Source organism: Streptosporangium heterodermiicola (assembly GCF_051390675.1).
GTDB lineage: Bacteria > Actinomycetota > Actinomycetes > Streptosporangiales > Streptosporangiaceae > Streptosporangium.
Map to the genome: position 1 here is coordinate 38637 of NZ_JBPJSR010000018.1, position 21560 is coordinate 60196.

Consider the following 21560-nt stretch of genomic DNA (forward strand, 5'->3'; position numbering starts at 1 on the left):
GGGAAGGGCGGGCCCGCCCGCAGGGTGGGAGCCGGGTCCGGGGCCGGGAATGCCCGCGGTCCGGGAACCGGGTCCGGGTCCGGAGATGCCCGCGGTCCGGAAACCGGGGCGGGGGATGCCCGCGGTCCGAGAACCGGGTCCGGGGCCGGAGATGTCCGCGGTCCGGGAACCGGGGTCGGAAGTGTGCGCGGGACGGAGACCGGGTCCGCGGCCGAAGCCTCGGCGGGGAGCGGTGGGGCGGTGCCGGGTGGCGCGCCGCATGAGTGACGTCGGCCGCGCGGCAGGCGCGCGGTCATCGAGGAGCGGTGAGTGACCCGATGAGACCCGTCTACGTGCTCAACGGCCCCAACCTGGGGCGGCTCGGCACCCGCGAGCCGGATGTCTACGGCGCGGAGACCTTCGCGGACCTGGCCGCGCTCTGCCGGGACACCGGCAGGGAGCTCGGCCTGTCGGTCGACGTGCGGCAGACCGACGACGAGGCCGAGATGCTGGGCTGGCTGCACGAGGCGGCCGACGGCCGGATCCCCGTGGTGCTGAACCCGGCGGCGTTCACCCATTACTCCTACGCGCTGCGCGACGCCATCGCCCAGCGCACCGCGCCCCTGGTCGAGGTGCACATCAGCAACCCGGCCGCCCGCGAGGAGTTCCGGCACACCTCGGTGGTCGCCGCCGTGGCGACCGGCACCATCGCGGGCTTCGGCCTGGGGTCGTACGTGCTGGCCCTGCGGGCCATCGCCGAGACCGCCTCCTGAGCCCGGCACCCGAAACCCGGGCCCGCGTCTTCGAGACCAGGGCACACGCCCCGGGACCGGACTCGCGTTTCCGCGACGGGACCGAGCTCGCGTTTCCGCGACGGGACCGAGCTCGCGTTTCCGCGACGGGACCGAGCTCGCGTTTCCGCGACGGGACCGGATTCGCGTTTCCGCGACCCGATCCGGGCGGGCTCTCGCCCACGGACCCGCGCGGGACATCCCGGCACCGGCATCGGATGTGTCCCGCGCGTGATCGTCGGCCGCCCGGCCGGTGGTCTCAGGAGTCGCTGAGGCGCTTGAGGGCGCTGCGGACCTTCGCCGGGTCGTCGGTGGGCCAGAAGGGCGGCAGGGAGTCGCGCAGGAACCCGGCGTAGCGGGCCGTCGCCAGCCGGGGGTCGAGCACCGCGACCACGCCCTTGTCGTGCTGGCTGCGCAGCAGGCGGCCCGCGCCCTGGGCGAGGAGCAGCGCGGCGTGGGTCGCGGCGACCGACATGAACCCGTTGCCGCCCTTGGCCGCGACGTGGCGCTGCCGGGCGGAGCTGAGCGGGTCGTCGGGGCGCGGGAAGGGGATGCGGTCGATGATGACCAGCCGCAGTGACGGGCCGGGGACGTCGACCCCCTGCCAGAGAGACAGCGTGCCGAACAGGCAGGTCGGCTCGTCCTCGGCGAACTGCTTGACCAGCAGCATCGTGGAGTCGTCACCCTGGCAGAGCAGCGGCACGCTCAGCCGGTCGCGCAGCGCCTCGGTGGCGGCCTTGGCGGCGCGCATCGAGGAGAACAGGCCGAGCGTGCGGCCGCCCGCGGCCTCGATCAGCTCGGTGATCTCCTCAAGGTAGGCCTCGGGCAGGCCGTCGCGGCCCGGCTGGGGCAGGTGCTTGGCGACGTAGAGGATGCCGCTGCGCGGGTGGTCGAAGGGGGAGCCGACGTCGATGCCCTCCCACCCGGCCCCGGCCTTGCCGCCCTTGCGCCGCTTCTTCCCGTCCTTGTCCTCTCCGCCCCCGCCGCCCTCTCCGCTCTCCTTCTCCCGCGTCTCGTCTCCCGCCGCGTTCTTTCCGTTGCCCAGGCCCCACTGGCGGGCCAGGCCGTCGAAGGCGCCGCCCAGGGCGAGCGTGGCCGAGGTCAGGATGACCGTACGGTCGCCGAAGAGCTTGTCGCGGAGCATGCCCGCCACCGTCAGCGGCGCCACCCTCAGCAGGGGCGGGCGCCGGTCGGTGCCCGCCTCCAGCCAGACCACCTCGGCGCGGTCGACCTCCTCGGCGTGGCCGAAGGCGTCGAGCATGCGCTGCGCGGTGTCGTGGACCTCGTCGAGCGAGGTGAAGGCCGCCCTGCGCAGCCCCGCGCCCTCCGGGTCGTCCTTGTCGCCGTTGCGCGGGCCGAGGGCGGTGACGCACGCCCACGCCGCGTCGCGGACCAGGGCGAGCGTCATCCCGAGCACCTGGGGCAGGTCGTCGAGGCGCCCGGCGGGGGCGGCGGCCAGCAGGGCCTTGAGGTCCTCGCCGCTCTCCATGAGCCGGTCGGCGAGGTGCTGCTCGATGAGCTTGCCGACCCGGCGCGCGGCCACCGTGACCATCGTCTCCGACAGCTCGCCGCTGACCACGGAGGTGACGCGGTCGACCAGCTCGTGGGCCTCGTCGACGACGACCACCTCGTGCTCGGGCAGGAGCGGGAAGTCCTCCATCGCGTCGATCGCGAGCAGCGCGTGGTTGGTCACGACCACGTCGGACTCACCGGCGCGGGCGCGGGCCAGCTCGGCGAAGCACTCCATGCCGCTCGGGCAGCGCGTGGCGCCCAGGCACTCCCTGGCGCTGACCGAGAACTGCCGCCAGGCCTGCTCGTTGACGCCGGGGACGAGCTCGTCGCGGTCGCCGGTCTCGGTCTCGTTCGCCCACTCCTGGATGCGCTGGACCATCCGGCCCGTCGCGTTGACCTCCCGGGGGTCGAAGAGCTGGTCCTGCTCCTCGTCGGGCCACCCCGCGCTCGCCTTGTAGCGGCACAGGTAGTTGCGGCGGCCCTTGAGGATCGCGAACGCCGGCTCGTGCGGCAGCCGCGGGGCGAGCGCCTTGGCGAGGCGGGGCAGGTCGCGGTCGACGAGCTGGCGCTGGAGCGCGATGGTGGCCGTGGAGACGACCACGGCGCCCTTGGAGGTCATCGCGTGCCTGATCGAGGGGATCAGGTAGGCGAGCGACTTGCCGGTGCCCGTGCCCGCCTGCACGGCGAGGTGGTCGCCCGACTCGATCGCGTGCTGCACCGCCCTCACCATGGTGATCTGGCCGGGGCGCTCGACCCCGCCCACCGCCTCGACGGCGGTGCTCAGCAAATCCTCAACCGGGGGAATATCCACCTTTGAGGAGACGTCTTCGGATGGGGCGATGGAGTCGGTCGGCACGACAGCCAACCGTACCCGTTCGGCCCGACAGTCGCGGCTGCTCCGGCGAGTCGTGGGGTGGACGCATACCCGTATTCCGGGACCCGGGGTTCACGTCACATGGCAAACTGGCGGGATCACCCGGCTCACCAATCCTCGTAAGGTCAAGGGAAGGGCTACCGCTCTGGTACCGCTGAGGCGGAAGATGGGGACGGAAAGAACTGGTTCGGTAGGGTTTCCCGAGGTCGAGTGGACGAATAAAGGCTGGTTAAAGCAACATGTCTTCCATGTCGGAAGTTGTCCCGTTGCCGTCGTTCGGCGAGGTGTTCTTTGACGAGCGTGGCCAGGAGCGGGTGCTCCGGGTCACCTGGCACGAAGGCACGCTGGTGCTGAGCCTGTGGCGCGGCGAGATGTGCACCGCGAGTTTCCGCATGCCCATGAGCGACGTGGGGCGCCTGGTCGACACCCTTGACGAGGGCTTCGTCGAGGCCGGTGGGCAGTACCCCGACGAGGTGGGCGAGCCCGCGCGCGCCGAGCAGCCCCCGCAGGACGAGCCGCAGGCCTACGGCGAGTATCCGGCCACCGGCGAATACCCGGGCACCGGCCAGTACGCCCGGCCCCGGCCCGAGGACTACGCCCAGCCGCAGCAGTACCCCGACCCAGCGGGCCACGTCCCCTCGCCGCTGGACGAGCCCCGCCAGGTCGCCGCCCTCGGCCCGAACGACGTGCTCGTCGCGCGGGGCGTGACGCCCCCGCCCATGGACCGGTCCGACCGGTCCCAGGACCGGATGCCTCCCGGGTACGGCTCCTCCTCCGACGCCGTGCCGCGCGAGAACATGATCGTGAACGACTCACTGCCCTACGGGCAGCCGCAGCCCGTCGAGCCGCTCGGCACCGGCCCCGTCCCCGGCGAGCCCGCCTACCAGCTGCCCGGCGACCGCTACCCGCCCGCGCAGCCCCCGTACGGCGCCCAGCAGCCCGACCCGTACGCCGCGCCCGTCCAGCAGCCCGACCCCTATGCCGCCCCGCCCGTCTCGCAGCAGCCCGACCCGTACGCCGCCCCGCCCGCGCAGCAGCGGCCCGAGCCCTACGCCGGGCCCGCCGACCGGTTCGGCGGCCGGCTGTCCGACCAGTACGGCGTGCCGCCCCAGGCCCAGCCGCAGTCCCAGCCGCAGTCCCAGCCACAACCCCGGCCCGTCGACCCGTTCGCGCCCCCGGAGAGCCGGCAGAAGCCGGCCGCCCCGTTCACGCCGCGCCCCGACCAGTTCTTCGGCCGGTTCGCCGAGTCCGCCCCGCCCGCCCCGCGGCCGGAGCCCGACCCCTACGGGCAGGGACAGCAGAACTCGACCGACCCCTTCGGGTTCGCCGCCCAGCAGCAGGCCGCCTACGGCAACGCGCAGGCCGACCAGTACGGCGGCGGCTACCCGCCCCCCGCGCAGCCCGATCCCTACGCGTTCGGCGGCCGGCAGCCCCACCAGGCCGGTCACCCGGCCGACCTGCGCGACCTGTACGGCTCGCCGCCCGCGTACCCGCAGCAGGACGTCGACCCGTCCGACCCGCTGGGCCTGCTCGGCCAGGCGGCGCCCGTGGCGCCCGACCAGAGGCTGCCCCGCCCCTACGTCCAGGATCCGCCGCCGCACTCCACCGGCGAGAGGCTCCGCCCCGAGCAGCACTACGACGAGCGGTACGACGACCGCCGCCGCGACGACCGACAGTACGACGAAGGGCGCCAGTACGAGGGCGGGCGCCGCGAGGGCCGCCGCCGCGACGACAGGGGCGACCGCGACTGGTGAGATCCCCCTCAGCGGGGATCTCCGGGAGTTCAGGGATCTCCAGCGCCTCAGGGGTCCCCGGGACCTCAGGAGCTTCCGGGACTTTCCGGGGCTCGGCGCCGCCGTGCCCCGGTCGCGAGCTCGACGCCGGAGGGGATAGCGTGTGGCGTCCGCCGGATACGTGGTCCGGCGCCGTGTGGCGGTCTCGGCCGCCCCGGGCGGTTCGCGAGGCGCGCCGGGGCACGTAGGCTGATCGATCCCTATCGGGCGGGGTGGCGTGGACGAGTCGACGGTGCTGCAGATGCTGGCCGTTTCCGTCGTCGGGATCGCGGTGGCCGCGGTGGCCCGGCGCAGGGGGTGGCCGGCGCCGCTGCTGCTGGTGCTCGCCGGGGCGGCCCTGTCGCCGTTCGTTCCCGTGTACGAGCTCGACCCACAGCTGGTCCTGCTGGTCTTCCTGCCCCCGCTCCTCTACTCGGCGGCGATCGACAGCTCCTACCTGAGGCTCAAGGACTTCCGCAGGCCGGTCGCGCTGCTCTCGGTCGGCCTGGTGCTGTTCACCACGCTGGTCATCGGGTGGGTCACCCACCTGCTCCTGCCGGAGCTGCCGCTCGCCGCCGCGTTCGCGCTGGGCGCGATCGTGGCCCCGCCCGACGCGGTCGCCGCCGTCGCCGTGGCCCGCAGGCTCGGGCTGCCCCGCAAGGTGGTCACCATCCTGGTGGGGGAGAGCCTGTTCAACGACGCCACCGCGCTCACCGCCTACCGGGTGGCCATCGCGGCCGCGGTCGGGCAGGGCATCACCTGGCAGGACGCCGCCCTCGACTTCGCCCGCTCCGCGGCGGGCGGCGTGGTGATGGGCCTCGCGCTCGCCTGGGCGCTGGCCTGGGTGCTGGTCCGGCTGCGCGACGCGCTCGTCGAGAACACCGTCATGCTGCTCATCCCGTTCGCCGTCTACCTGGCGGCCGAGAGCGTGCACGTCTCCGGCGTGATCGTCGTGGTGATCGTCGGCCTCTACATCGGCCACCGCATGCCCAGGGCGGGCTTCGGCACCCGGCTGCTGTCCGACGCGGTCTGGCGGGTCCTCGACTTCTTCCTGGAGACGATCGTCTTCGCGCTGATCGGCCTGCAGATGTGGCCGATCATGCGGGGGCTGGAGTGGGGCGACGGGTGGAGGCTCGCCGGGATGGCGCTCGCGGTCTTCGCCGCCGCGGTGGTCGCCAGGGTGGTCTGGGTCGTGCCCAGCATCTATCTCCCCCGGATCCTGTCGAAGAAGGTCCGCAGGACCGAGACCCACGCGCCGACCTGGCAGAACGTGACCATCGTGAGCTGGGCGGGCATGCGCGGCGTGGTCTCCCTGGCCGCGGCCTTCGCCATCCCGCAGACCTTCCCCGGCCGCGACCTGCTCCTCTTCCTCACCTTCTCGGTGGTGATCGGCACCCTCCTCGTCCAGGGGCTGACGTTCCCGGCGCTGATCCGCAGGCTGAGGGTCTCCAACACGCAGGAGATCTACACCGACAACCTGGCGGAGGCGGCCGCGCAGCAGGCGGCGGCCTCGGCCTCGCTGGCCCGGCTGGACGAACTGGTGGCGGAGGGGGTCGACGAGGTCCACCGGGAGGTCGTCGACCAGCTCAGGTCCCGCGCCGAGCGCCGTACCCTCACCGCCTGGGAGCGCCTGGGCGGCGGCACGGGGCAGGAGGGGGCGGAGACGCCGGGCAACGTCTACCGGCGGCTCCGCCGGGAGATGCTGACGGTGGAGCGCGACGTGTTCGTCCGCCTCCGCGACGAGCGGCGCATCGACGACGAGGTGCTCCGCCGGGTCCTCCACGAGATCGACTTCGAAGAGGCCACCCTGGAGCGCGACTAGCCGATGACGTTGTCCACGTAGCACCAGCGCCAGTCCTCGCCCGGCTCGAACGAGGCGACGACCGGGTCGGAGGTCTGGTGGAAGTGGGCGGTGGCGTGCTTGCCGGGCGACGAGTCGCAGCAGCCGATGTGCCCGCAGGACAGGCACCTGCGCAGGTGGACCCAGCGGCCGCCGTCCGCCAGGCACTCCTCGCACCCCTCGGGCGTGCGCGGCGACGGGTCCTGGGCCTCCAGGATGTGCTCACAGGTCGTCATGGTCTCCCCCTCGTGTGACTACTGATGATCGTACGACCACCGGGGCGTGCCGGATTCCGTCACCCCTCCGCGTCCGCGTTCCGGCACCTCGCCGCGTTCCGGAGCGCGATCAAGTCGGTCGGTAACGAGCGGGTACGGCGGCGCCTGTCGTGGCGGCCCGTTGGGTAGGGTCGGGACATGCGACCCCTTCCGCGACGAATCCCCGTCCTCGCCGCCTCTGCGCTGGCCGCCGCCCTCATCACCACCGGCTGCTCCGAGATCCAGGAGGTGAGCCAGGGCATCGACAAGGCGCAGCAGTGCGTGCAGGCCGCGGGCATCGTCACCGAGACCGCCGCCAAGGTCTCCGGGCTGCTCAACGACCCCGCCGCGATGGAGCAGGCGCTGAACGACGGCGGCGCCAAGCTGGGCGACCTGGCCGACAAGGCGGCCAACACCTCGCTGAAGGAGGCCGCCGAGGGCGTCTCCGGCACCCTGGAGGGCTTCAACGTCACCGACGCCAACAGCGCCGTCGACGCCGCCCAGAAGGTGGCCACCGACTCGGTGCAGTGGGTCCAGCAGCTGACCAACGCCTGCGGCTAGTCCCTGCCGCCACACCGGGGCCGCCACGCTGCGGCCGCCCCGGTGCGGCGCGGTCACCGCGCCGGTCCCGGAGGTGCCCGGCGAGCGCCTCCGGAAATCCCGGGTTCTCTAGGGGAAAAGTGGTTGAAATACCGTTATTCCTATGAAGACCCAGGACAGTTCATGAACTCTCCGGACAACGAGCCAGACCCCCGGTTCACCCTCGCCAACGAACGCACGTACCTGACCTGGTTGAGCACGTCGCTCGCTCTGAGCGCGGGCGGCGTGGCCATGGCCGCCGTCTCCGCCGACGTCTTCGTCCCCTGGATGCGCACCGTGCTCGCGGTGGTCCTGGTGTCGCTGTCCGCCCTGGCGGCCGCGATGGCCTACCCCCGCTGGCGCCGCGTCCAGCGCGCCCTGCGCGACTCCACCCCGCTCCCGCCCCCCGCCCTCGCGCCCCTGTTCGGGTACGGCGTGGCGGCGGTCGCCGTGCTCGCCCTGATCCTCATCCTGCTGTCCCGGTGAGCTCCCGGTGAACAGGCTGTGGGACGCGGGCCTGCAGAGCGAGCGCACCCGCCTCGCCTGGGTCCGCACCACCACCGTATTGGCCGTCACCAGCCTGGCCGGCGCGGGGATCGCCCTGCGCGCCGGTACGCCCGCGCCGGCCGTCCTTCCCTTCGTCCCGGCCGTGTTCTGCGCCGTCCTGCTGCTGACCCAGACGGGCATCCGTTACCGGCGCGCCCAGGAGGCCCTGCACGGGAGCCGTCCCCTCGACAACCGGGCCGACGCCCTCATCGCCTGGCTCGGTACCCTCGCCGCCGTGGCCGGAGCCATCGCCTTCGTTCTGGGAAGGTTCGGAAGCTAAAAAATGCGGCAAGATATCGCAGCATGTCACGCTTCGATGATCTGCCCGGCTACGCGGCGTCGATCGCTCCGCTCATAGACGCGGTCAATCTTGGCGTTCACATCGCGAGCAGGCCCCTCGGCCGGGAGCTCACCGAGCGGTCCGGCCTCCAGACGGACCTGCTGGTCGACCTCCGATTCGTGCTCCCCGCCAGGCCGCTCACCGCAGGGGGGCTGGCCGCCCTCTACCGCTACAACCCCTTCGACCGGTCGGAGATCGACGTACAGATCACCCAGGGCACCCTCGTCGAGGACGGCGGCGCGCTGCGCGCCACCGCGACCGCGCTCTCCTTCATCTCCTCCCTGTACGAGGCGCACGCGGCGGTGACCGGCGAGCTGTGGGCCGCCCAGGCCGACCGGCTGCCCGAGCTGGCGGATCTCGCGGGCAGGCTGCTGGAGGCCGGTGCCGCCGCCGGGGGCGGCGCGGCCTTCGCCCAGGCGTCGCCGCCCCACGAGCCGGCGGGGACCCCGCCGGGCGTGCTGCTGTTCAACCGGCTGGCCGTGCTGCGCTACCACCGCGCCGACGCGCACGCCGGCGCCTGGTCGCGGGAGGGCCTCACCGCGGCCCAGATCATCGCGCTACCCCCGGGGCCCGCCCGCGACCGGATCGAGGTGGAGACGAACCGGCGCGCCGCGCGGCCGTACGAGAGCCTGACCACCCGTGACCGGCAGGCACTCCTGCTGGGCCTGAGCGCCCTCGACCTGCCCTGAGGTCTGCTCCCCGAGGACTGCTTCCTGGGGACTGCTTCCCGAGGTCTGCTTTTCGAGGCCCTGCCCGAGGCGGCCGGGCGGCTCCAGGCGGCTCCGGGCGTCCGGGCGTCCGGTGCCGAGGTGTGGTGCGGCCGGGGTGCCCGGGATGGGTGACGCCCGGGACCCTGGGGCCCCGGGCGTCAGGAGAGTGTTCCCTTCCCCTGGACACTCTCCGTGCGGGTCAGTACCAGTTGCTCGACCGGAAGTGACCCCACGCGCCGCACGGTGACCCGTAGCGGCTCTTGATGTAGTTCAGACCCCAGTGGATCTGCGTGATCGGGTTGTAGCGCCAGTCCCTGCCGCTGCCGCCCATCTTCGAGCCGGGCAGCGCCTGTGGGATGCCGTACGCACCCGATGAGTGGTTGTACGCGCGGTGGTTCCAGTTGCTCTCCCTGGTCCAGAGACTGTCCAGGCAGCGGAACTGGCTGTGCGGCCACGCTCGGCGGGACACGAGACGATAGGCGATCGTCTTGTTCCTGCCCTTGGCGGTCCTCGCGACCGCTTTCACCCTCGGCTTCACCTGGGTGGCCCAGGTGAGGCGGTACACCGTCCTCGCCGTCCCTTTCCTGGACGTCTCGGAGGCGCTGTCAGCCTGCCCCGTCGTCGGTGGACCGACCATCGCCGAGGCGGTGAGCACGGTCATGACGGTGTTGCGCAGAACGCGGTAGCTGTTCACATGGATCCTTGTCCTCGGGCCGCGTGCGGAAGGCGCGGGAGGGCACGTGGTGCCCTCCGGCGTCCGACGATCCGGCGTCCGTGGCTCGGACGGGGAACGTCCGCGTGGTCTCTCCGGCCTGTTTCCGGCATGAGACGCCGCGGCGATCTCTCTAGGCGGCTTTCTAGTACGCGAGAGCGCGCCGGACACCGGATGGGACACGTGAAGGAAAGGTGTTTGCCCGATCTTCGGGATCTACGGGTGATTCGACGAAGAGGTGGTTACGACCGGCGAATCACCCATGCTGGGAGACGGTATGAAAATCACCCTGCCATGGGGTTTCAGGCCACCGCCCGCCGATCAGTACCAGCCCCGCGCCGTGAAGTGCGTCCACGCCCGGCACGGCGAGCCGTAGCGCTGCTTGATGTAGCCGAGCCCCCACCTGATCTGTGTCCTGGGGTTGGTGCGCCAGTCGCGTCCGGCGCTGGCCATCTTGCCTCCGGGCAGCGCCTGCGGGATGCCGTACGCGCCCGACGAGCGGTTGTGGGCGCGGTGGTTCCAGTTGCTCTCCTTGGTCCAGAGCCTGATGAGACAGGTGAACTGGCTTCCGTTCCAGCCGTGCGCGGACACCAGGGGCTTGGCGAGGGCCTGGTTGCCCGGTCTTGCCGAGGACGCCTGGGCGACCGTGGTGGTGCCGAGGGCGAGCACCGAGGTGATCACCAGCACACCGGTACGGCGTAGCGTCGACATGGGACTCCCTGTGCTTCGGGTACGGGGGACGGCCGACACGATGCCCGGCGATTCGGCGGCGGGCCAGTCGACAGCGCCTGTCAGGAGTCCTGTCAAAGATCGGTAAGAGAATGATCAGAGCATTAGTGAGGCGGGCGCCGTCTCACCTGTGGCGTCAGTCACATTTCACTTTTTGGACGGCATAACTCTCAAATGTGACAGGGGGATTAGGGTGCGGCTCATGGGAATCCGTGATATCTCGCTCCACACCCTCTCCGACGCGCCCACCACCCTCGCCGAGCTCGCCGGGGACAAGGCCGTCCTCGTCGTCAACGTCGCTTCCAAATGCGGCCTCACCCCCCAGTACGCGGGTCTCGTCGACCTCCAGCGGACCTACGGCGACCGGGGCCTCACCGTCGTCGGCGTGCCGTGCAACCAGTTCTACGGCCAGGAGCCGGGCACCGCCGAGGAGATCCAGGAATTCTGCTCCACCACCTACGGCGTCGACTTCCCGCTGCTGGCCAAGACCGAGGTCAACGGCGACGACCGGCACCCCCTCTACGACGCGCTGACCGTCACCCCCGACGCCGAGGGTGAGGCCGGTGACGTCAAGTGGAACTTCGAGAAGTTCCTCGTCTCGAAGGACGGGGAGGTGCTGGGCAGGTTCCGGCCGAACGTCGAGCCCGGCGACCCCGCCCTCATCGCGGCGATCGAGAAGTCCCTCTAGCCGCGCAGCTGCCCCTGACGATCAGCTCGGTGGGCAGCAGCACGCCCCGCGGCCTCCTGGCGCCGCCGCGCAGCACCAGCTCGGCGGCGCGGTAGCCGATGTCCCTGGCCGGCTGGGCGATCACCGTCAGCGGCGGTGAGCACAGCTCGGCCCAGGGCACGTCGTCGAACATGATCAGGGACAGGTCCCTGGGGATGCGCAGGTCCAGCTCCCGCGCCGCCAGCACGGCCGCCTCGCCCAGCAGGTTGCCCCCGGCCAGCACGGCGGTCAGGTCCGGCCGGTGCTGGAAGAGCCCGGCGGCGGCGGCGTACGCGGAGTCGCGGCTGCCCCGGGCGACGACGATCAGCTCCTCGTCGACGAGGGGCCCCAGCGCCTGCCTGAAGACCGCCAGGCGCTGCGCCTGACCCGGGCCGCCCAGATAGGCGATGCGCCGGTGCCCCAGCCCCGTCAGATAGTCGACCGCGGTCCCGACCCCCGCGCGGTCGTCGGCCACCACCGCGGGGATGTCGTCGCGCCCGGCCGAGAGCCGGTACGCGAACACCGTGATCACCCCGGCCCGCAGGGTCGGCGCCCAGCTGTCGCCGTCGCCCGAGGGGATGGCGATCACCCGCTCCACGCCCTGCTCCAGCAGCATGCCGATCAGCTCGGCCTCGCGCTCGGGGTCGTCGCCGGTCGCGCCCACGATCACCGGCTCGCCCGCCGAGCGCGCGCAGGCGAGCACGCCGTCGGCCACCCGGCCGTAGAAGGTGTCGGTGATGTCGGGCAGCAGCAGCCCGATCCCGCCCGAGCGCCGCTGGCGCAGGTTGCGCCCGAGCGCGCTGGGCCGGTAGTCGAGCTGGGCGGCGACGGTCAGCACCCGCTCTCTGGTCTCCGGGCTGGCCGAGCCGCCCGACAGGACCCGGGACACCGTGGCGACCCCCACCCCGGCCGCCCCGGCGACGTCCTTGATCGTCGTGCGACGCATGTTCATGGAAACGATTCCATCATGGTTTCCGGGCCGAATCCAGTGCGAAGCGGTGATAACCGCCCTGCTGACAGGCCAGAACCGGGAAGACTCTTGACACGGATGTCCGTTTCCGATGAGATGCATGAAAACGTATCCAATATCGGGTGAACGCGGGGTTGGCCCGAGGCGACAAGGACTTCCATGGCATCCATTGTTCTCAGCAAAGTCGACAAGATCTACGCGGGCGGCGTCAAAGCCGTGAACGGCCTCGACCTTGAGATCAAGGACGGGGAGTTCATGGTGCTGGTCGGGCCGTCCGGGTGTGGCAAGTCCACCGCCCTGCGGATGATCGCCGGGCTTGAGGACATCAGCGGCGGCGAGATCTCCATCGGCGACCGGGTGGTCAACCACCTGCCCCCGAAGGACCGCGACATCGCCATGGTCTTCCAGAACTACGCGCTCTACCCGCACATGACCGTCGAGGAGAACCTCGCCTTCGGCCTGAAGCTCCGCAAGATGCCCAAGGCGGAGATCGCCAAGCGCGTCGGCGAGGCCGCCAAGATGCTCGGCCTCGACCAGTACCTCAAGCGCAAGCCCGCCGCCCTCTCCGGTGGCCAGCGCCAGCGTGTCGCCATGGGCCGCGCCATCGTGCGTGAGCCGCAGGCCTTCCTCATGGACGAGCCGCTGTCCAACCTGGACGCCAAGCTCCGCGTCTCCATGCGGGCCTCCCTCAACACCCTGCACGAGCGCCTGGGCGTGACGACCGTCTACGTCACCCACGACCAGGTCGAGGCCATGACCCTCGGCGACCGCGTCTGCGTGCTGCGCGACGGCCTGCTCCAGCAGGTCGACACCCCGCAGAACCTCTTCGACAAGCCGGTCAACCTGTTCGTCGCGGGCTTCATGGGCTCCCCGTCGATGAACTTCGTCAACGCCGAGCTGGTGCGCGGCGAGGGCGGCGCGGCCGTCGCGTTCGCGGGCTTCAAGCTCCCGGTGCCGACCGAGACCCTCGCCGAGAAGCGCGGCCTCGACCAGTACTTCGGCAAGAAGATCATCCTGGGCATCCGCCCCTCCGACTTCGACGACTCGATCGCCGCCAACGGCTCCTCCTCCGGCTGGGTCCGCCTGCCGGTCCGCGCGGAGGTCACCGAGGAGCTGGGCTCCGAGATCAACGTGTTGTTCCTGATCGACGCCCCGCCGGTCCAGCACCAGGACACCGTGGCCGCCGCCGCCGACGACGGCGAGGAGGACGCGACGCTGCCGCTGGTGGGCGACAAGTCGCTGTGGACCGCCCGGGTCAACTCCCGCAGCCACGTCCGTCCCGGCCAGAACATCGAGCTGATCGTCGACACCCACAACCTGCACTTCTTCGACCCGGTCTCGGGTCTGGCGATCGGTCACGAGGCCAACGCCCACGTCTGATCCACCGCGCTGGTCGCGAGGCTCGCCCCGACCACCACCGCAGGCCGGAAGGGCCCGCGCCACGACCCCCTCCCGTGGCGCGGGCCCTTCCGTCTTCTTCTTTTTCGTCTTCGCCGGCCGGTCTCTCTCGGGGCCTTTCTTCGGAGGCTTTCGCTCAGTGGCCTTTCCCTCAGCGGCCTTTCGCTCAGCGGCGGGCGAGGCGGCGCGAGAACTGGCCGATCAAACCGAGGGGGAGCAGCCTGCCGACCCTGACGATGACCTTGTAGCGCAGGTCGGGGATGCTCACCCGCACGCCCCGCGCCAGGTCGCGCATCGCCTCGCGGACGACGTTGTCGGCCGACAGCCAGAAGAACTCGGGGATGCCCGACTTGTCCATCGAGGCGCGCTCGTGGAACTCGGTGTGCACGAACCCCGGGCACAGGGCCATGACGCGCACGCGGGTCCCGGCCATCTCGATGGCCGTGGCCTGGCTGAAGCTCACCACCCAGGCCTTGGACGCGCTGTAGGAGCCCCGGGTGAAGAACGCCGCCACCGACGCGACATTGATCACCGCGCCCCGGTCACGGTCCCTCATCCCCGGCAGCGCGGCCAGTGTCAGCCGCAGCACCGCCTCGCAGTGCAGCTTGAGCATCCGCAGCTCCTCCTCCGCGGGCACGTCGAGGAAGTGACCCCGGTGGCCGAACCCCGCGTTGTTGACCAGCAGGTCGACCCCCTCGCCGAGCCGCCGCTCCACCGCCTCCAGACCCTCGTCGGTCACCAGGTCGGCGGTGAGCACCTCGCTGCTCACCCCGTACCGCAGGCGCAGTTCCTCGGCGACGGAGACGAGGCGTTTCTCGTCGCGGGCGACCAGGACGAGTGAGAATCCGTCGGCGGCGAGGCGGCGGGCGAAGGCGGCGCCGATGCCGGCCGTCGCCCCCGTGATCAGTGCGGTTGGCATGCCTGCAGTCTAGGGACGACGCGGCCGGGCCAGGGTCGGCGGGGCGGGCCCGCGGCAAACGGCGAACACTCCGGCGACGATGACGCCGCGGCCGGCACCGGTGCCCCCGATTCCGGAACCGTCGGCGCGGCACGATTCGCGGCCATGTCTCCGGCCGGCTCACGCGGGTCGCGTCCGAGGCACTTCACCGATCGTCTCACTGGTCGTCGAAGGAGAGCTCTTCGATCCTCAGGTCGAACAGCTTGGCGAGACGGAAGGCGACCGGCAGGCTCGGGTCGAACTTCCCCGTTTCGATCGCGTTGATCGCCTGTCTTGACACGCTGATGCGTAGAGCCAGGTCGGCCTGCGTCCAGGCGCGTTCGGTCCGGAGGTCCTTGATGAGGTTCTTCATCGATATCCGAGCCTGCCGACGACGACGGCGATCAAGTGGACGACTCCTGGGAGCGCGGGGAGGGCTGCGATGTCGACGTCGTAGGCGACGAGGTCGGCGGCGTCCGCGACGACGTGGGCGAAACCGCCGATCCACCCCACTCCGAGGGCGACCGTCAGCGCATCCTGCACGATCTTCCGCTGCACCTCGTCCTGTCCTCGGAGAAAGCGCGCGAAGGCGACGATCCATCCGATGCCGACGGCGAGGTTGACGGCGACCGCGGCCCAGCTCGCCACCGGTTGCCGCGAATCCCATAGGAGTCCGGGACCGAACTTGGCCAGGGCGAGGGTCGCCACCCAGGCGAATGTCCAGAGTACGAGTCGAACGGTCGTCTCGATCGAGACCCGATAGTCCCCGGTCTCGTTGTGTGCCTGCACGAGGTGCCCTTCCTTCGCCGAGAAGTCAAGTACACCTGACACGGCAGGAGGCGCCTGCCGTGGTGTCAAGTACACCTGACATCGACTGGGCTGGTCGGCCGGCCACCGCGTGCTCCGGATCGGTGTCCAACTCGTCCCGGTGAACAATCGTCGTCAACTCGTTCATGAGTTCCGCCCGAGTGTGACGGTGAGTCCTTCCTCGGCCGCCAGCACCTCACCACCGAACTCCTTCCGGGCGGCGGCCACGGAGGCGGCCCTGTCGTTGCCCGGCCAGAAGTGGGTGAGCATCAACCGGCGTGCGCACGCGCGGCGGGCCCAGTGACCGGCCTCCGTGGAGGTCAGCAGATTGCGGGTGGGGCGGTCGGCCTCGCCGTCGTGGTCGGTGGCCTCGACGATGAACAGGTCGGCGTCGCGCCCGAGTTCGGCGAGCGCGGGAGTCGGGCCGGTGTCGCCGGTGTAGGCCAGGGCGATCCCGTCGGCCTCTACGCGGATGCCGGCGTTGGGCACGTAGTGCGGCAGCGACAATCCGGTGAGGGCGAACGGCCCCACCTGGTGACCGCCGGGCAGCGGATGCACGTCGAAGACCGCGTGGAGGTCGACGTCGGGCTCCAGGCCGCCGATCCGGTCGAGCACGCCCGGCGGGCAGTACAACGGCAGCCGCGGGCCGCCGGGGTCGCCGTAGAACCGCGTCCGGAACAGTCCGTGCAGGTCGATGCAGTGGTCGGGGTGCTCGTGGGTGACGACGACGGCGTCCACCGCGCCGTCCGGCCAGTGCGCGAGCAGCCGCGGCAGCGTGGCGTAGCCCAGATCGAGGAGCAGGCGGTATCCGTCCCAGTCCACCGCGAACCCGCTGCAGGCACGGCCCGGCTCGGGAAACGCACCACAACTGCCGAGAACGGTCACCTGTCGCATCCACACAGGATGGCAGTCTCCAGACGGCCATGGAGGGCTCGGGCATGCGCCCCTCCGCTCCCGTCCGGCAAGCCAGGTGATCGCGACTCGCTCTTCGAGGACCGTCCCGCCGGAGTGGCTGGAGCAGGAGCAGGTGTGAGTCAACCGACCGCGTGGCTCGCGCGGTGGCGGCGGACCGCGTCGCGGTTGGCGCATCGCTGGGAGCAGTAGCGCTGCCGCCCGGTGCGGGAGGTGTCGGCGAAGATCGTGACGCATTCGGTCACGGCGCATCGCCGGAGCCGGTGCATGCCCCGTCCCGCCAGGTGCAGCGCGGTGCCCACGGAGAAAAGCGCGAACAGCACGGAGCCGAGAGGCTTCCGGTCGTCGCGGTAGTGCAGGTGCCAGCCGCCGCCCGCGTGGTCGGTCAGCCGCGGGTAGGCGGCGGACTCCGCCAGCATGCGGTTGACCAGCTCGGCGCGCTCGCGCTCGTCGGCGGCGTCGACGACCTTCTCCCACGCGTCCAGTACGGCGTGGGTGCGGTCCAGGTCCCGCGACGTGACCGGGCGTTCCAGCACGAGCCCGGCGGCGCGGCAGCGGTCCGCGAGCTCCCCGGCGGTCGCCGGGCGCCGGTTGGCCAGGTCCGCGGCCAGGTTCACCGCGTCCTCGCCGTAAGGGTTGAGGTGCATAAGACCATTACATCAGCCTTGTCCGTATGACACACCACACCGATGTACGGCAGGCGTCGGAGGACGACGTCGCGGAACTCGTACGACTGCGGGCGTTGCTGTTCGAGGACCTCGGCGGCGACTTCTTCAACCCCTCGTCGGCGGGCGACGGCTGGCGGGGGGCCCTCGCCGCGGTCCTGAAGGCGAAACTGGCGGAGGACGACGCGTGCGTCCTGGTCGTGGACGGCGACGACGGCCTCGCCGCCTGCGGCATCGGCACCGTCGAGCAGTGGTTTCCCGGCCCGCACTCACCGAACGGCCGCATCGGGCACGTGATCGGAGTGGTCACCGATCCGGCGTACCGGCGGCGTGGTCACAGCCGCGCGATCATGCGGGGCCTGCTCGGCTGGTTCCGGGAACGTGAGGCCGTTCGGGTGGACCTGTACGCCTCTCGTGAGGGCGAGCCGCTCTACCGGGAACTCGGCTTCTTCGACCACCCCGACCCCGCGCTGTGCTGGCGCCCGTGAAGAGTGCCCGGCCGTACCGGGTGATCGGCCGCGCGCCCGTGAAGAGTGCCCGGCCGTACCGGGCGGGCGGCCGCGCGCCCCTGACCGGCCCTGTGGCGCTCCATCCGGATCGGGGAGCCGGATGAGGGGTGGTGAGCCGGCGCGCCGCACGTGGCGGTACCGGTGGGTCGTCCTCGGTGTCGCCACCTTCACCCAGGCCGCCTCGGGCTTCTTCGTGCAGGGCATCGGGGCGATGGGCGTCCACCTGCAACGTGATCTGAGCCTGAACACGGCTCAGCTGGGTCTCCTGCTCTCGGCGGCCCAGCTGGTTCCCCTGGCCGGGTTACTGGTGGCCGGGGAGCTGCTGGACCGCTACGACGAGCGCTGGGTCGTCGGAGCAGGCGCCTGTGTCGTCGCCGTGAGCCTGGGGGCGGGAAGCCTGGCGTCGGGATACGTGTCCCTGCTCCTTGTCCTGCTGGTCGTCGGCGCGGGCTACAGCACCGTTCAGCCCGGTGGCAGCAAGTCGGTGGCGTCCTGGTTTGACGCGTCCCAGCGGGGGCTGGCGATGGGAATCCGCCAGGCGGGCCTGCCGCTGGGCGGCGTACTCGCCGCGGCCGTGCTCCCCGTCCTCGCCGCCGCTCTCGGCTGGCGGGTGACGCTCGTGGCCGGTGCGCTCGTCGCGCTGCTGGGAGCCGTCACCTTCGTGTGCCTCTACCGTCGGCCGCCCGCTCAAAGCCCTGCCCGGGACAGCGCTCCTCGGGACAGCCCTTCTCGGGACAGCGCTCCCCATGACCCGGAGCCGCGCGTCTCGCTCACGTCGTGGTTCGGTGCCCGGCTGCGGATGCTCCGTGAACCGTCCATGACGAAGATCATCTGGTCCGGGATGAGCCTGGTCTCGGTGCACAGCGGCATAGGCGTCCTGACCGTGCTGTATCTCCACGAGGTGACGGCCGTCGAGGCGGGTCCGGCGGCCCTCGTCCTGGTGGCGACCCAGGGGGCGGGTGTTGCCGGCCGCGTCTGTCTGGCGGCCTGGAGCGACCGCGGCGGGTCCGGGCGCTACGTCTGTGTCCTGGCCTGCATGGTCGCCGTGATCGCGGGAATGTCGGCCCTGATGACCCCGCTGGGGCGTTCGCCCGCGGCGGCCTGCCTGTTGTTCGTCTGGCTCGGGTTCTTCGGGATCGGCTGGTACGGCCCGTGGGTCGCCTACCTGGCCGAATCGGCGCCACGGGGCAGGACGGGATTCGCCCTCGGCCTGGCCATGGCCGTCAACCAGGTCGCCGTCGTCCTGGCGCCGCCCGCTCTCGGCCTGCTCAGGGATCTGACCGGCAGCTTCGTACCGGCCTGGGGCCTGCTCTCCGTGATCACCGCCGTCGCCCTGACGGTCACGGCCCGCGGGGGACGTCGGAGCCGCCGCCCGGTCGCTTGACGCGTCGGGGCCGGGCGACGGCGCTGACAAGCCGGGGAGAATGGCCGTACGCGGAAGGGGGAGGGCAGGGCGTACGGGAAACGCCCGGCGCGGCTGGAACCTTCGGGGTGCCGGGCGCGTACAGGTGATCATCTGATGCAGGCGACGAACAACAGGAGGCTGAGAACCGTGCCGATCTCCCCCCGGACAGGACGCCGGACAGGATGGGGCCTGGCCCTGCTGAGCGCGGCGCTGGTCGCCTGCTCCTCCACCGGGACCACCGGGACCACCGGGACCACCGGGTCCGCGTCCGTCCCTCCCTCGGTCTCGCCCACGGTCTCGCGGCCGGAACCCACCGGGGAGACGGGGACGGAGGCCGCCCCGAAGGTCCGCTTCGCCGAGTTCGCCCGGCTCGACATGCCGGTGGCGATGGCCGTGCGCAAGGACGATCCGACGCTCTACATCGCCGAGCAGACGGGACGGCTGCGCGCGGTGCGGGACGGGAAGGTCGCCGAGGCACCCGTCGTCGACCTCTCCAAGGAGATCAGCACGGGCAACGAGCAGGGGCTGCTCGGGGTGGCCTTCCACCCCGGCGGCGACTTCCTCTATCTCGACTGGACCGACCGCGAGGGGCACACCCACCTCACCGAATGGGCCTTCTCCGACGGAGAGGCGACCGGCCGCAGGGACGTGCTGACCCAGCGGCAGCCGTACGCCAACCACAACGGCGGGCAGCTCGCCTTCGGGCCCGACGGGCACCTCTACATCGCCCTCGGCGACGGCGGCAGTGGGGGAGACCCGCAGGGCAACGGCCAGAAGCTGGACACCTGGCTCGGCAAGATCCTCAGGATCGACCCGCGCGGCACCCCGTACGAGGTCCCCCGCGACAACCCGTTCGTCGGCAGGCGGGGCGCCAGGCCGGAGATCTGGTCGTACGGCCTGCGCAACCCCTGGCGGTTCACCTTCGACGCGAGGACCGGCGACATGTGGATCGGCGACGTCGGCCAGAACGCCTGGGAGGAGGTCGATTTCGAGCCGGAGGGCGAGGGCGGCCGCAACTACGGCTGGAACCTGAGGGAGGGCGCCCACCCCTTCGAGGGGGGCGACGGCGAGGGCACGGTCGACCCGGTCATCGAGTATCCGCTGGGCGAGGGCGGCAACTGCTCGGTCATCGCCGGATACGTCTACCGGGGTAAGAAGATCCCCGGCCTGGAGGGGCGGTTCGTCTACGGCGACTTCTGCGCGGGCTGGGTGAAGGCCGCGCCCCCCGGCGGGAAGGGGCGGGGCGACGACCTCGGCACGGTGGAGCGGCTGTCGTCCTTCGGCCAGGACCACGACGGCGAGTTGTACGCGCTCAGCCTGTCGGGTCCCGTCTATCGGGTCGAGGCAGCGCCGTGACCTCGTCCGACGCCGCCCGGCCCCGGCCGGAGCGCACCGTCTTGTCACCATAAACGATCAGAGAACAGTCGGCGATCATTCGGTAAGGAGCGTGAGCCGGGCGGACGGTTTTTCGGTTGGGCAAATATAACGGGTTTTGGAGCCATGTCGTTTGTGTTCAAAAGCGTCTGTTCCTGATCCGACATATGCGCCATGAGGAGCCCGAAATGGCCGGAAAATTCATCCTGTCCGTTCTTCTCGCGGTGGTGGCCGGGAGCAGCACGGCGATCGGAGCGGGCGGGGCGGCGACCGCTGAAGCCGGTTACCGGACATCGGCCGCCGCCCCGTACCCACCGTCCGTCGACTTCGCCTTCGCCGCCGCGCTCCTCGCCGCCGACGCCGAGGACATCCTCGCCGACGCCGAGGGCATCGCCGACGAGGCCGAGGCGGTCTCACGGGCGGCCGAGAACATCGCCACCGCCGTGGAGAACATCGCCGGCGTCGTCGGGGGAGCCAATTTCGGCCCGCAGCGGGCCTCCATCGCCTCGGCGAGGGCGGAGCTCCGCGCCGCGCGGGACGGAGACGCCGGTGCGGCGAGGGTCGCGCCCGCCGCGACGGGGGTCGCGCCCGTCGCCGCGAGGCTCGCCTCCGCGGCGCGGGAGGCCGCCGCCGGAGAGGTTCGCTCCGGTGCCGCGGGCGACGGCTCCTACGCCGCGTCGCTCGCCGCCCAGGCCGAGAAGATCGCCGCCAGGGCCAGGGACATCGCCAGGAGAGCCAGGGAGATCGCTTCCAGGGCCGGGGACATCGCCAGTGAGGCCGGGAGCCTCGCGGTTCTCGCGGCGCCGTTCGACCCCGCCGCCGCGGTGGTGGCCGCCGGCGCCGAGCGGGTGGCCGCCGAGGCCGAGGAGATCGCGAAGGCCGCCGCGAGGCTCGCCTCCGCCGCGGAGTCCCTCGCCATCGCCGCGGGGAGCCTCGCGCGCCTCATCGCCGACGCCGAGGACGACACGGGGGACGGCGACGGCTTCGGCGACGATGACGGTGACGGCTTCGGAGGGTGCGGTGACGGCTGCGGTGACGGCTGCGGGGAGGGCGCCGGGGGGTGCGTGCGCGAGGCCTCGCTGAAGACGGGCGACGGCGGCGGGCTGCCCTTCACCGGAGCGCCCCTGACGACCGTGGCCGCGGTGGGCGGTGGCCTGCTGGTCGTCGGAGCCGTGGGCATCCTGATCTCCGTGCGACGCCGCCGATCCTCCAGTGCCGCCGTCTAACTCGACGCCGCCC

General features: G+C 71.7%; 23 protein-coding genes. 13 read left to right on the plus strand and 10 right to left on the minus strand.

From position 1 onward, the window contains the following. The first annotated feature begins 317 nt into the window (after positions 1 to 317). Positions 318 to 752: a type II 3-dehydroquinate dehydratase gene (gene aroQ, locus ACSC1Q_RS31890; RefSeq protein ID WP_436762403.1), complete on the plus strand. Its 435-nt coding sequence runs from the start codon at positions 318 to 320 to the stop codon at positions 750 to 752. 277 nt (positions 753 to 1029) lie between these two features. Here aroQ and ACSC1Q_RS31895 read toward each other — a convergent pair whose 3' ends face one another. After that, positions 1030 to 3138, minus strand: coding sequence for an ATP-dependent DNA helicase (locus ACSC1Q_RS31895; RefSeq protein ID WP_436762404.1), 2109 nt, complete (start codon positions 3136 to 3138; stop codon positions 1030 to 1032). Between the two features lie 266 nt (positions 3139 to 3404). Between ACSC1Q_RS31895 and ACSC1Q_RS31900 the strand changes: the two genes are divergently transcribed. Together ACSC1Q_RS31900 and ACSC1Q_RS31905 are read left to right on the plus strand one after the other, a co-directional pair. Beyond that, a complete protein-coding gene (locus ACSC1Q_RS31900) occupies positions 3405 to 4910 on the plus strand; it encodes a hypothetical protein (protein ID WP_436762405.1) in 1506 nt (501 codons plus the stop codon). Between the two features lie 256 nt (positions 4911 to 5166). After that, a complete protein-coding gene (locus ACSC1Q_RS31905) occupies positions 5167 to 6750 on the plus strand; it encodes a Na+/H+ antiporter (protein ID WP_436762406.1) in 1584 nt (527 codons plus the stop codon). Here ACSC1Q_RS31905 and ACSC1Q_RS31910 read toward each other — a convergent pair. Next, positions 6747 to 7004, minus strand: coding sequence for a ubiquitin carboxyl-terminal hydrolase 14 (locus ACSC1Q_RS31910; RefSeq protein WP_350970398.1), 258 nt, complete (start codon positions 7002 to 7004; stop codon positions 6747 to 6749). The two genes, ACSC1Q_RS31905 and ACSC1Q_RS31910, sit on opposite strands and share 4 nt — an antisense overlap. Before the next feature lie 177 nt (positions 7005 to 7181). Between ACSC1Q_RS31910 and ACSC1Q_RS31915 the strand changes: the two genes are divergently transcribed. The 4 genes from ACSC1Q_RS31915 (at position 7182) to ACSC1Q_RS31930 (ending at position 9176) form a co-directional block, all read left to right on the plus strand. Next, on the plus strand, positions 7182 to 7583 hold the full coding sequence (locus tag ACSC1Q_RS31915; RefSeq protein ID WP_436762407.1) for a DUF8711 family protein: 402 nt from the start codon (positions 7182 to 7184) through the stop codon (positions 7581 to 7583). Between the two features lie 162 nt (positions 7584 to 7745). Next, positions 7746 to 8087, plus strand: a complete 342-nt coding sequence (locus ACSC1Q_RS31920; protein WP_436762408.1) for a YidH family protein — start codon at positions 7746 to 7748, stop codon at positions 8085 to 8087. A gap of 7 nt (positions 8088 to 8094) precedes the next feature. After that, on the plus strand, positions 8095 to 8427 hold the full coding sequence (locus ACSC1Q_RS31925) for a DUF202 domain-containing protein (RefSeq protein WP_436762409.1): 333 nt from the start codon (positions 8095 to 8097) through the stop codon (positions 8425 to 8427). Between the two features lie 23 nt (positions 8428 to 8450). Next, positions 8451 to 9176, plus strand: coding sequence for a hypothetical protein (locus tag ACSC1Q_RS31930; protein WP_436762410.1), 726 nt, complete (start codon positions 8451 to 8453; stop codon positions 9174 to 9176). Positions 9177 to 9396: 220 nt separating this feature from the next. Here the strand turns inward: ACSC1Q_RS31930 and ACSC1Q_RS31935 are convergent, their stop codons facing one another. Further along, a complete protein-coding gene (locus ACSC1Q_RS31935; RefSeq protein ID WP_436762411.1) occupies positions 9397 to 9891 on the minus strand; it encodes an aggregation-promoting factor C-terminal-like domain-containing protein in 495 nt (164 codons plus the stop codon). A 339-nt stretch (positions 9892 to 10230) separates the two neighbouring features. Then, the gene (locus ACSC1Q_RS31940) at positions 10231 to 10620 is read right to left on the minus strand and encodes an aggregation-promoting factor C-terminal-like domain-containing protein (RefSeq protein ID WP_436762412.1); all 390 of its coding nucleotides are present in this window, start codon (positions 10618 to 10620) and stop codon (positions 10231 to 10233) included. Positions 10621 to 10840: 220 nt separating this feature from the next. Here ACSC1Q_RS31940 and ACSC1Q_RS31945 point away from each other — a divergent pair, with 220 nt between their 5' ends. After that, positions 10841 to 11326 carry a glutathione peroxidase gene (locus ACSC1Q_RS31945; RefSeq protein ID WP_436762413.1) on the plus strand — a complete coding sequence of 162 codons (486 nt, stop codon included), beginning with the start codon at positions 10841 to 10843 and terminating at the stop codon, positions 11324 to 11326. Here the strand turns inward: ACSC1Q_RS31945 and ACSC1Q_RS31950 are convergent. Next, on the minus strand, positions 11298 to 12296 hold the full coding sequence (locus ACSC1Q_RS31950) for a LacI family DNA-binding transcriptional regulator (RefSeq protein WP_436762414.1): 999 nt from the start codon (positions 12294 to 12296) through the stop codon (positions 11298 to 11300). The two genes, ACSC1Q_RS31945 and ACSC1Q_RS31950, sit on opposite strands and share 29 nt — an antisense overlap. A gap of 177 nt (positions 12297 to 12473) precedes the next feature. Between ACSC1Q_RS31950 and ACSC1Q_RS31955 the strand changes: the two genes are divergently transcribed. Then, the gene (locus tag ACSC1Q_RS31955; protein ID WP_436762415.1) at positions 12474 to 13694 is read left to right on the plus strand and encodes an ABC transporter ATP-binding protein; all 1221 of its coding nucleotides are present in this window, start codon (positions 12474 to 12476) and stop codon (positions 13692 to 13694) included. Positions 13695 to 13878: 184 nt separating this feature from the next. Here ACSC1Q_RS31955 and ACSC1Q_RS31960 read toward each other — a convergent pair whose 3' ends face one another. The 5 genes from ACSC1Q_RS31960 to ACSC1Q_RS31980 form a co-directional block, all read right to left on the minus strand. Continuing rightward, positions 13879 to 14631 (minus strand): SDR family NAD(P)-dependent oxidoreductase, encoded by a 753-nt coding sequence (locus tag ACSC1Q_RS31960; RefSeq protein ID WP_436762416.1) that lies wholly within the window; start codon positions 14629 to 14631, stop codon positions 13879 to 13881. Between the two features lie 196 nt (positions 14632 to 14827). After that, positions 14828 to 15022, minus strand: coding sequence for a helix-turn-helix transcriptional regulator (locus ACSC1Q_RS31965; protein WP_436762417.1), 195 nt, complete (start codon positions 15020 to 15022; stop codon positions 14828 to 14830). Further along, positions 15019 to 15438, minus strand: a complete 420-nt coding sequence (locus ACSC1Q_RS31970) for a hypothetical protein (RefSeq protein WP_436762418.1) — start codon at positions 15436 to 15438, stop codon at positions 15019 to 15021. The genes ACSC1Q_RS31965 and ACSC1Q_RS31970 overlap by 4 nt, the downstream gene beginning before the upstream one ends. 162 nt (positions 15439 to 15600) lie before the next feature. Next, entirely contained in the window at positions 15601 to 16350 is a 750-nt protein-coding gene (locus ACSC1Q_RS31975) for an MBL fold metallo-hydrolase (protein ID WP_436762419.1), read from the minus strand. A gap of 140 nt (positions 16351 to 16490) precedes the next feature. Further along, positions 16491 to 17015 carry a CGNR zinc finger domain-containing protein gene (locus ACSC1Q_RS31980; protein WP_436762420.1) on the minus strand — a complete coding sequence of 175 codons (525 nt, stop codon included), beginning with the start codon at positions 17013 to 17015 and terminating at the stop codon, positions 16491 to 16493. A 26-nt stretch (positions 17016 to 17041) separates the two neighbouring features. Here ACSC1Q_RS31980 and ACSC1Q_RS31985 point away from each other — a divergent pair, with 26 nt between their 5' ends. The 4 genes from ACSC1Q_RS31985 (at position 17042) to ACSC1Q_RS32000 (ending at position 21547) form a co-directional block, all read left to right on the plus strand. Then, entirely contained in the window at positions 17042 to 17521 is a 480-nt protein-coding gene (locus tag ACSC1Q_RS31985) for a GNAT family N-acetyltransferase (protein ID WP_436762421.1), read from the plus strand. A 121-nt stretch (positions 17522 to 17642) separates the two neighbouring features. Further along, complete coding sequence (locus tag ACSC1Q_RS31990) at positions 17643 to 18926, plus strand: MFS transporter (protein ID WP_436762422.1); 1284 nt, start codon at positions 17643 to 17645, stop codon at positions 18924 to 18926. Positions 18927 to 19061: 135 nt separating this feature from the next. Further along, on the plus strand, positions 19062 to 20303 hold the full coding sequence (locus ACSC1Q_RS31995; RefSeq protein ID WP_436762423.1) for a PQQ-dependent sugar dehydrogenase: 1242 nt from the start codon (positions 19062 to 19064) through the stop codon (positions 20301 to 20303). A gap of 206 nt (positions 20304 to 20509) precedes the next feature. Next, entirely contained in the window at positions 20510 to 21547 is a 1038-nt protein-coding gene (locus tag ACSC1Q_RS32000; RefSeq protein WP_436762424.1) for a hypothetical protein, read from the plus strand. The last annotated feature ends 13 nt before the right edge of the window (positions 21548 to 21560 follow it).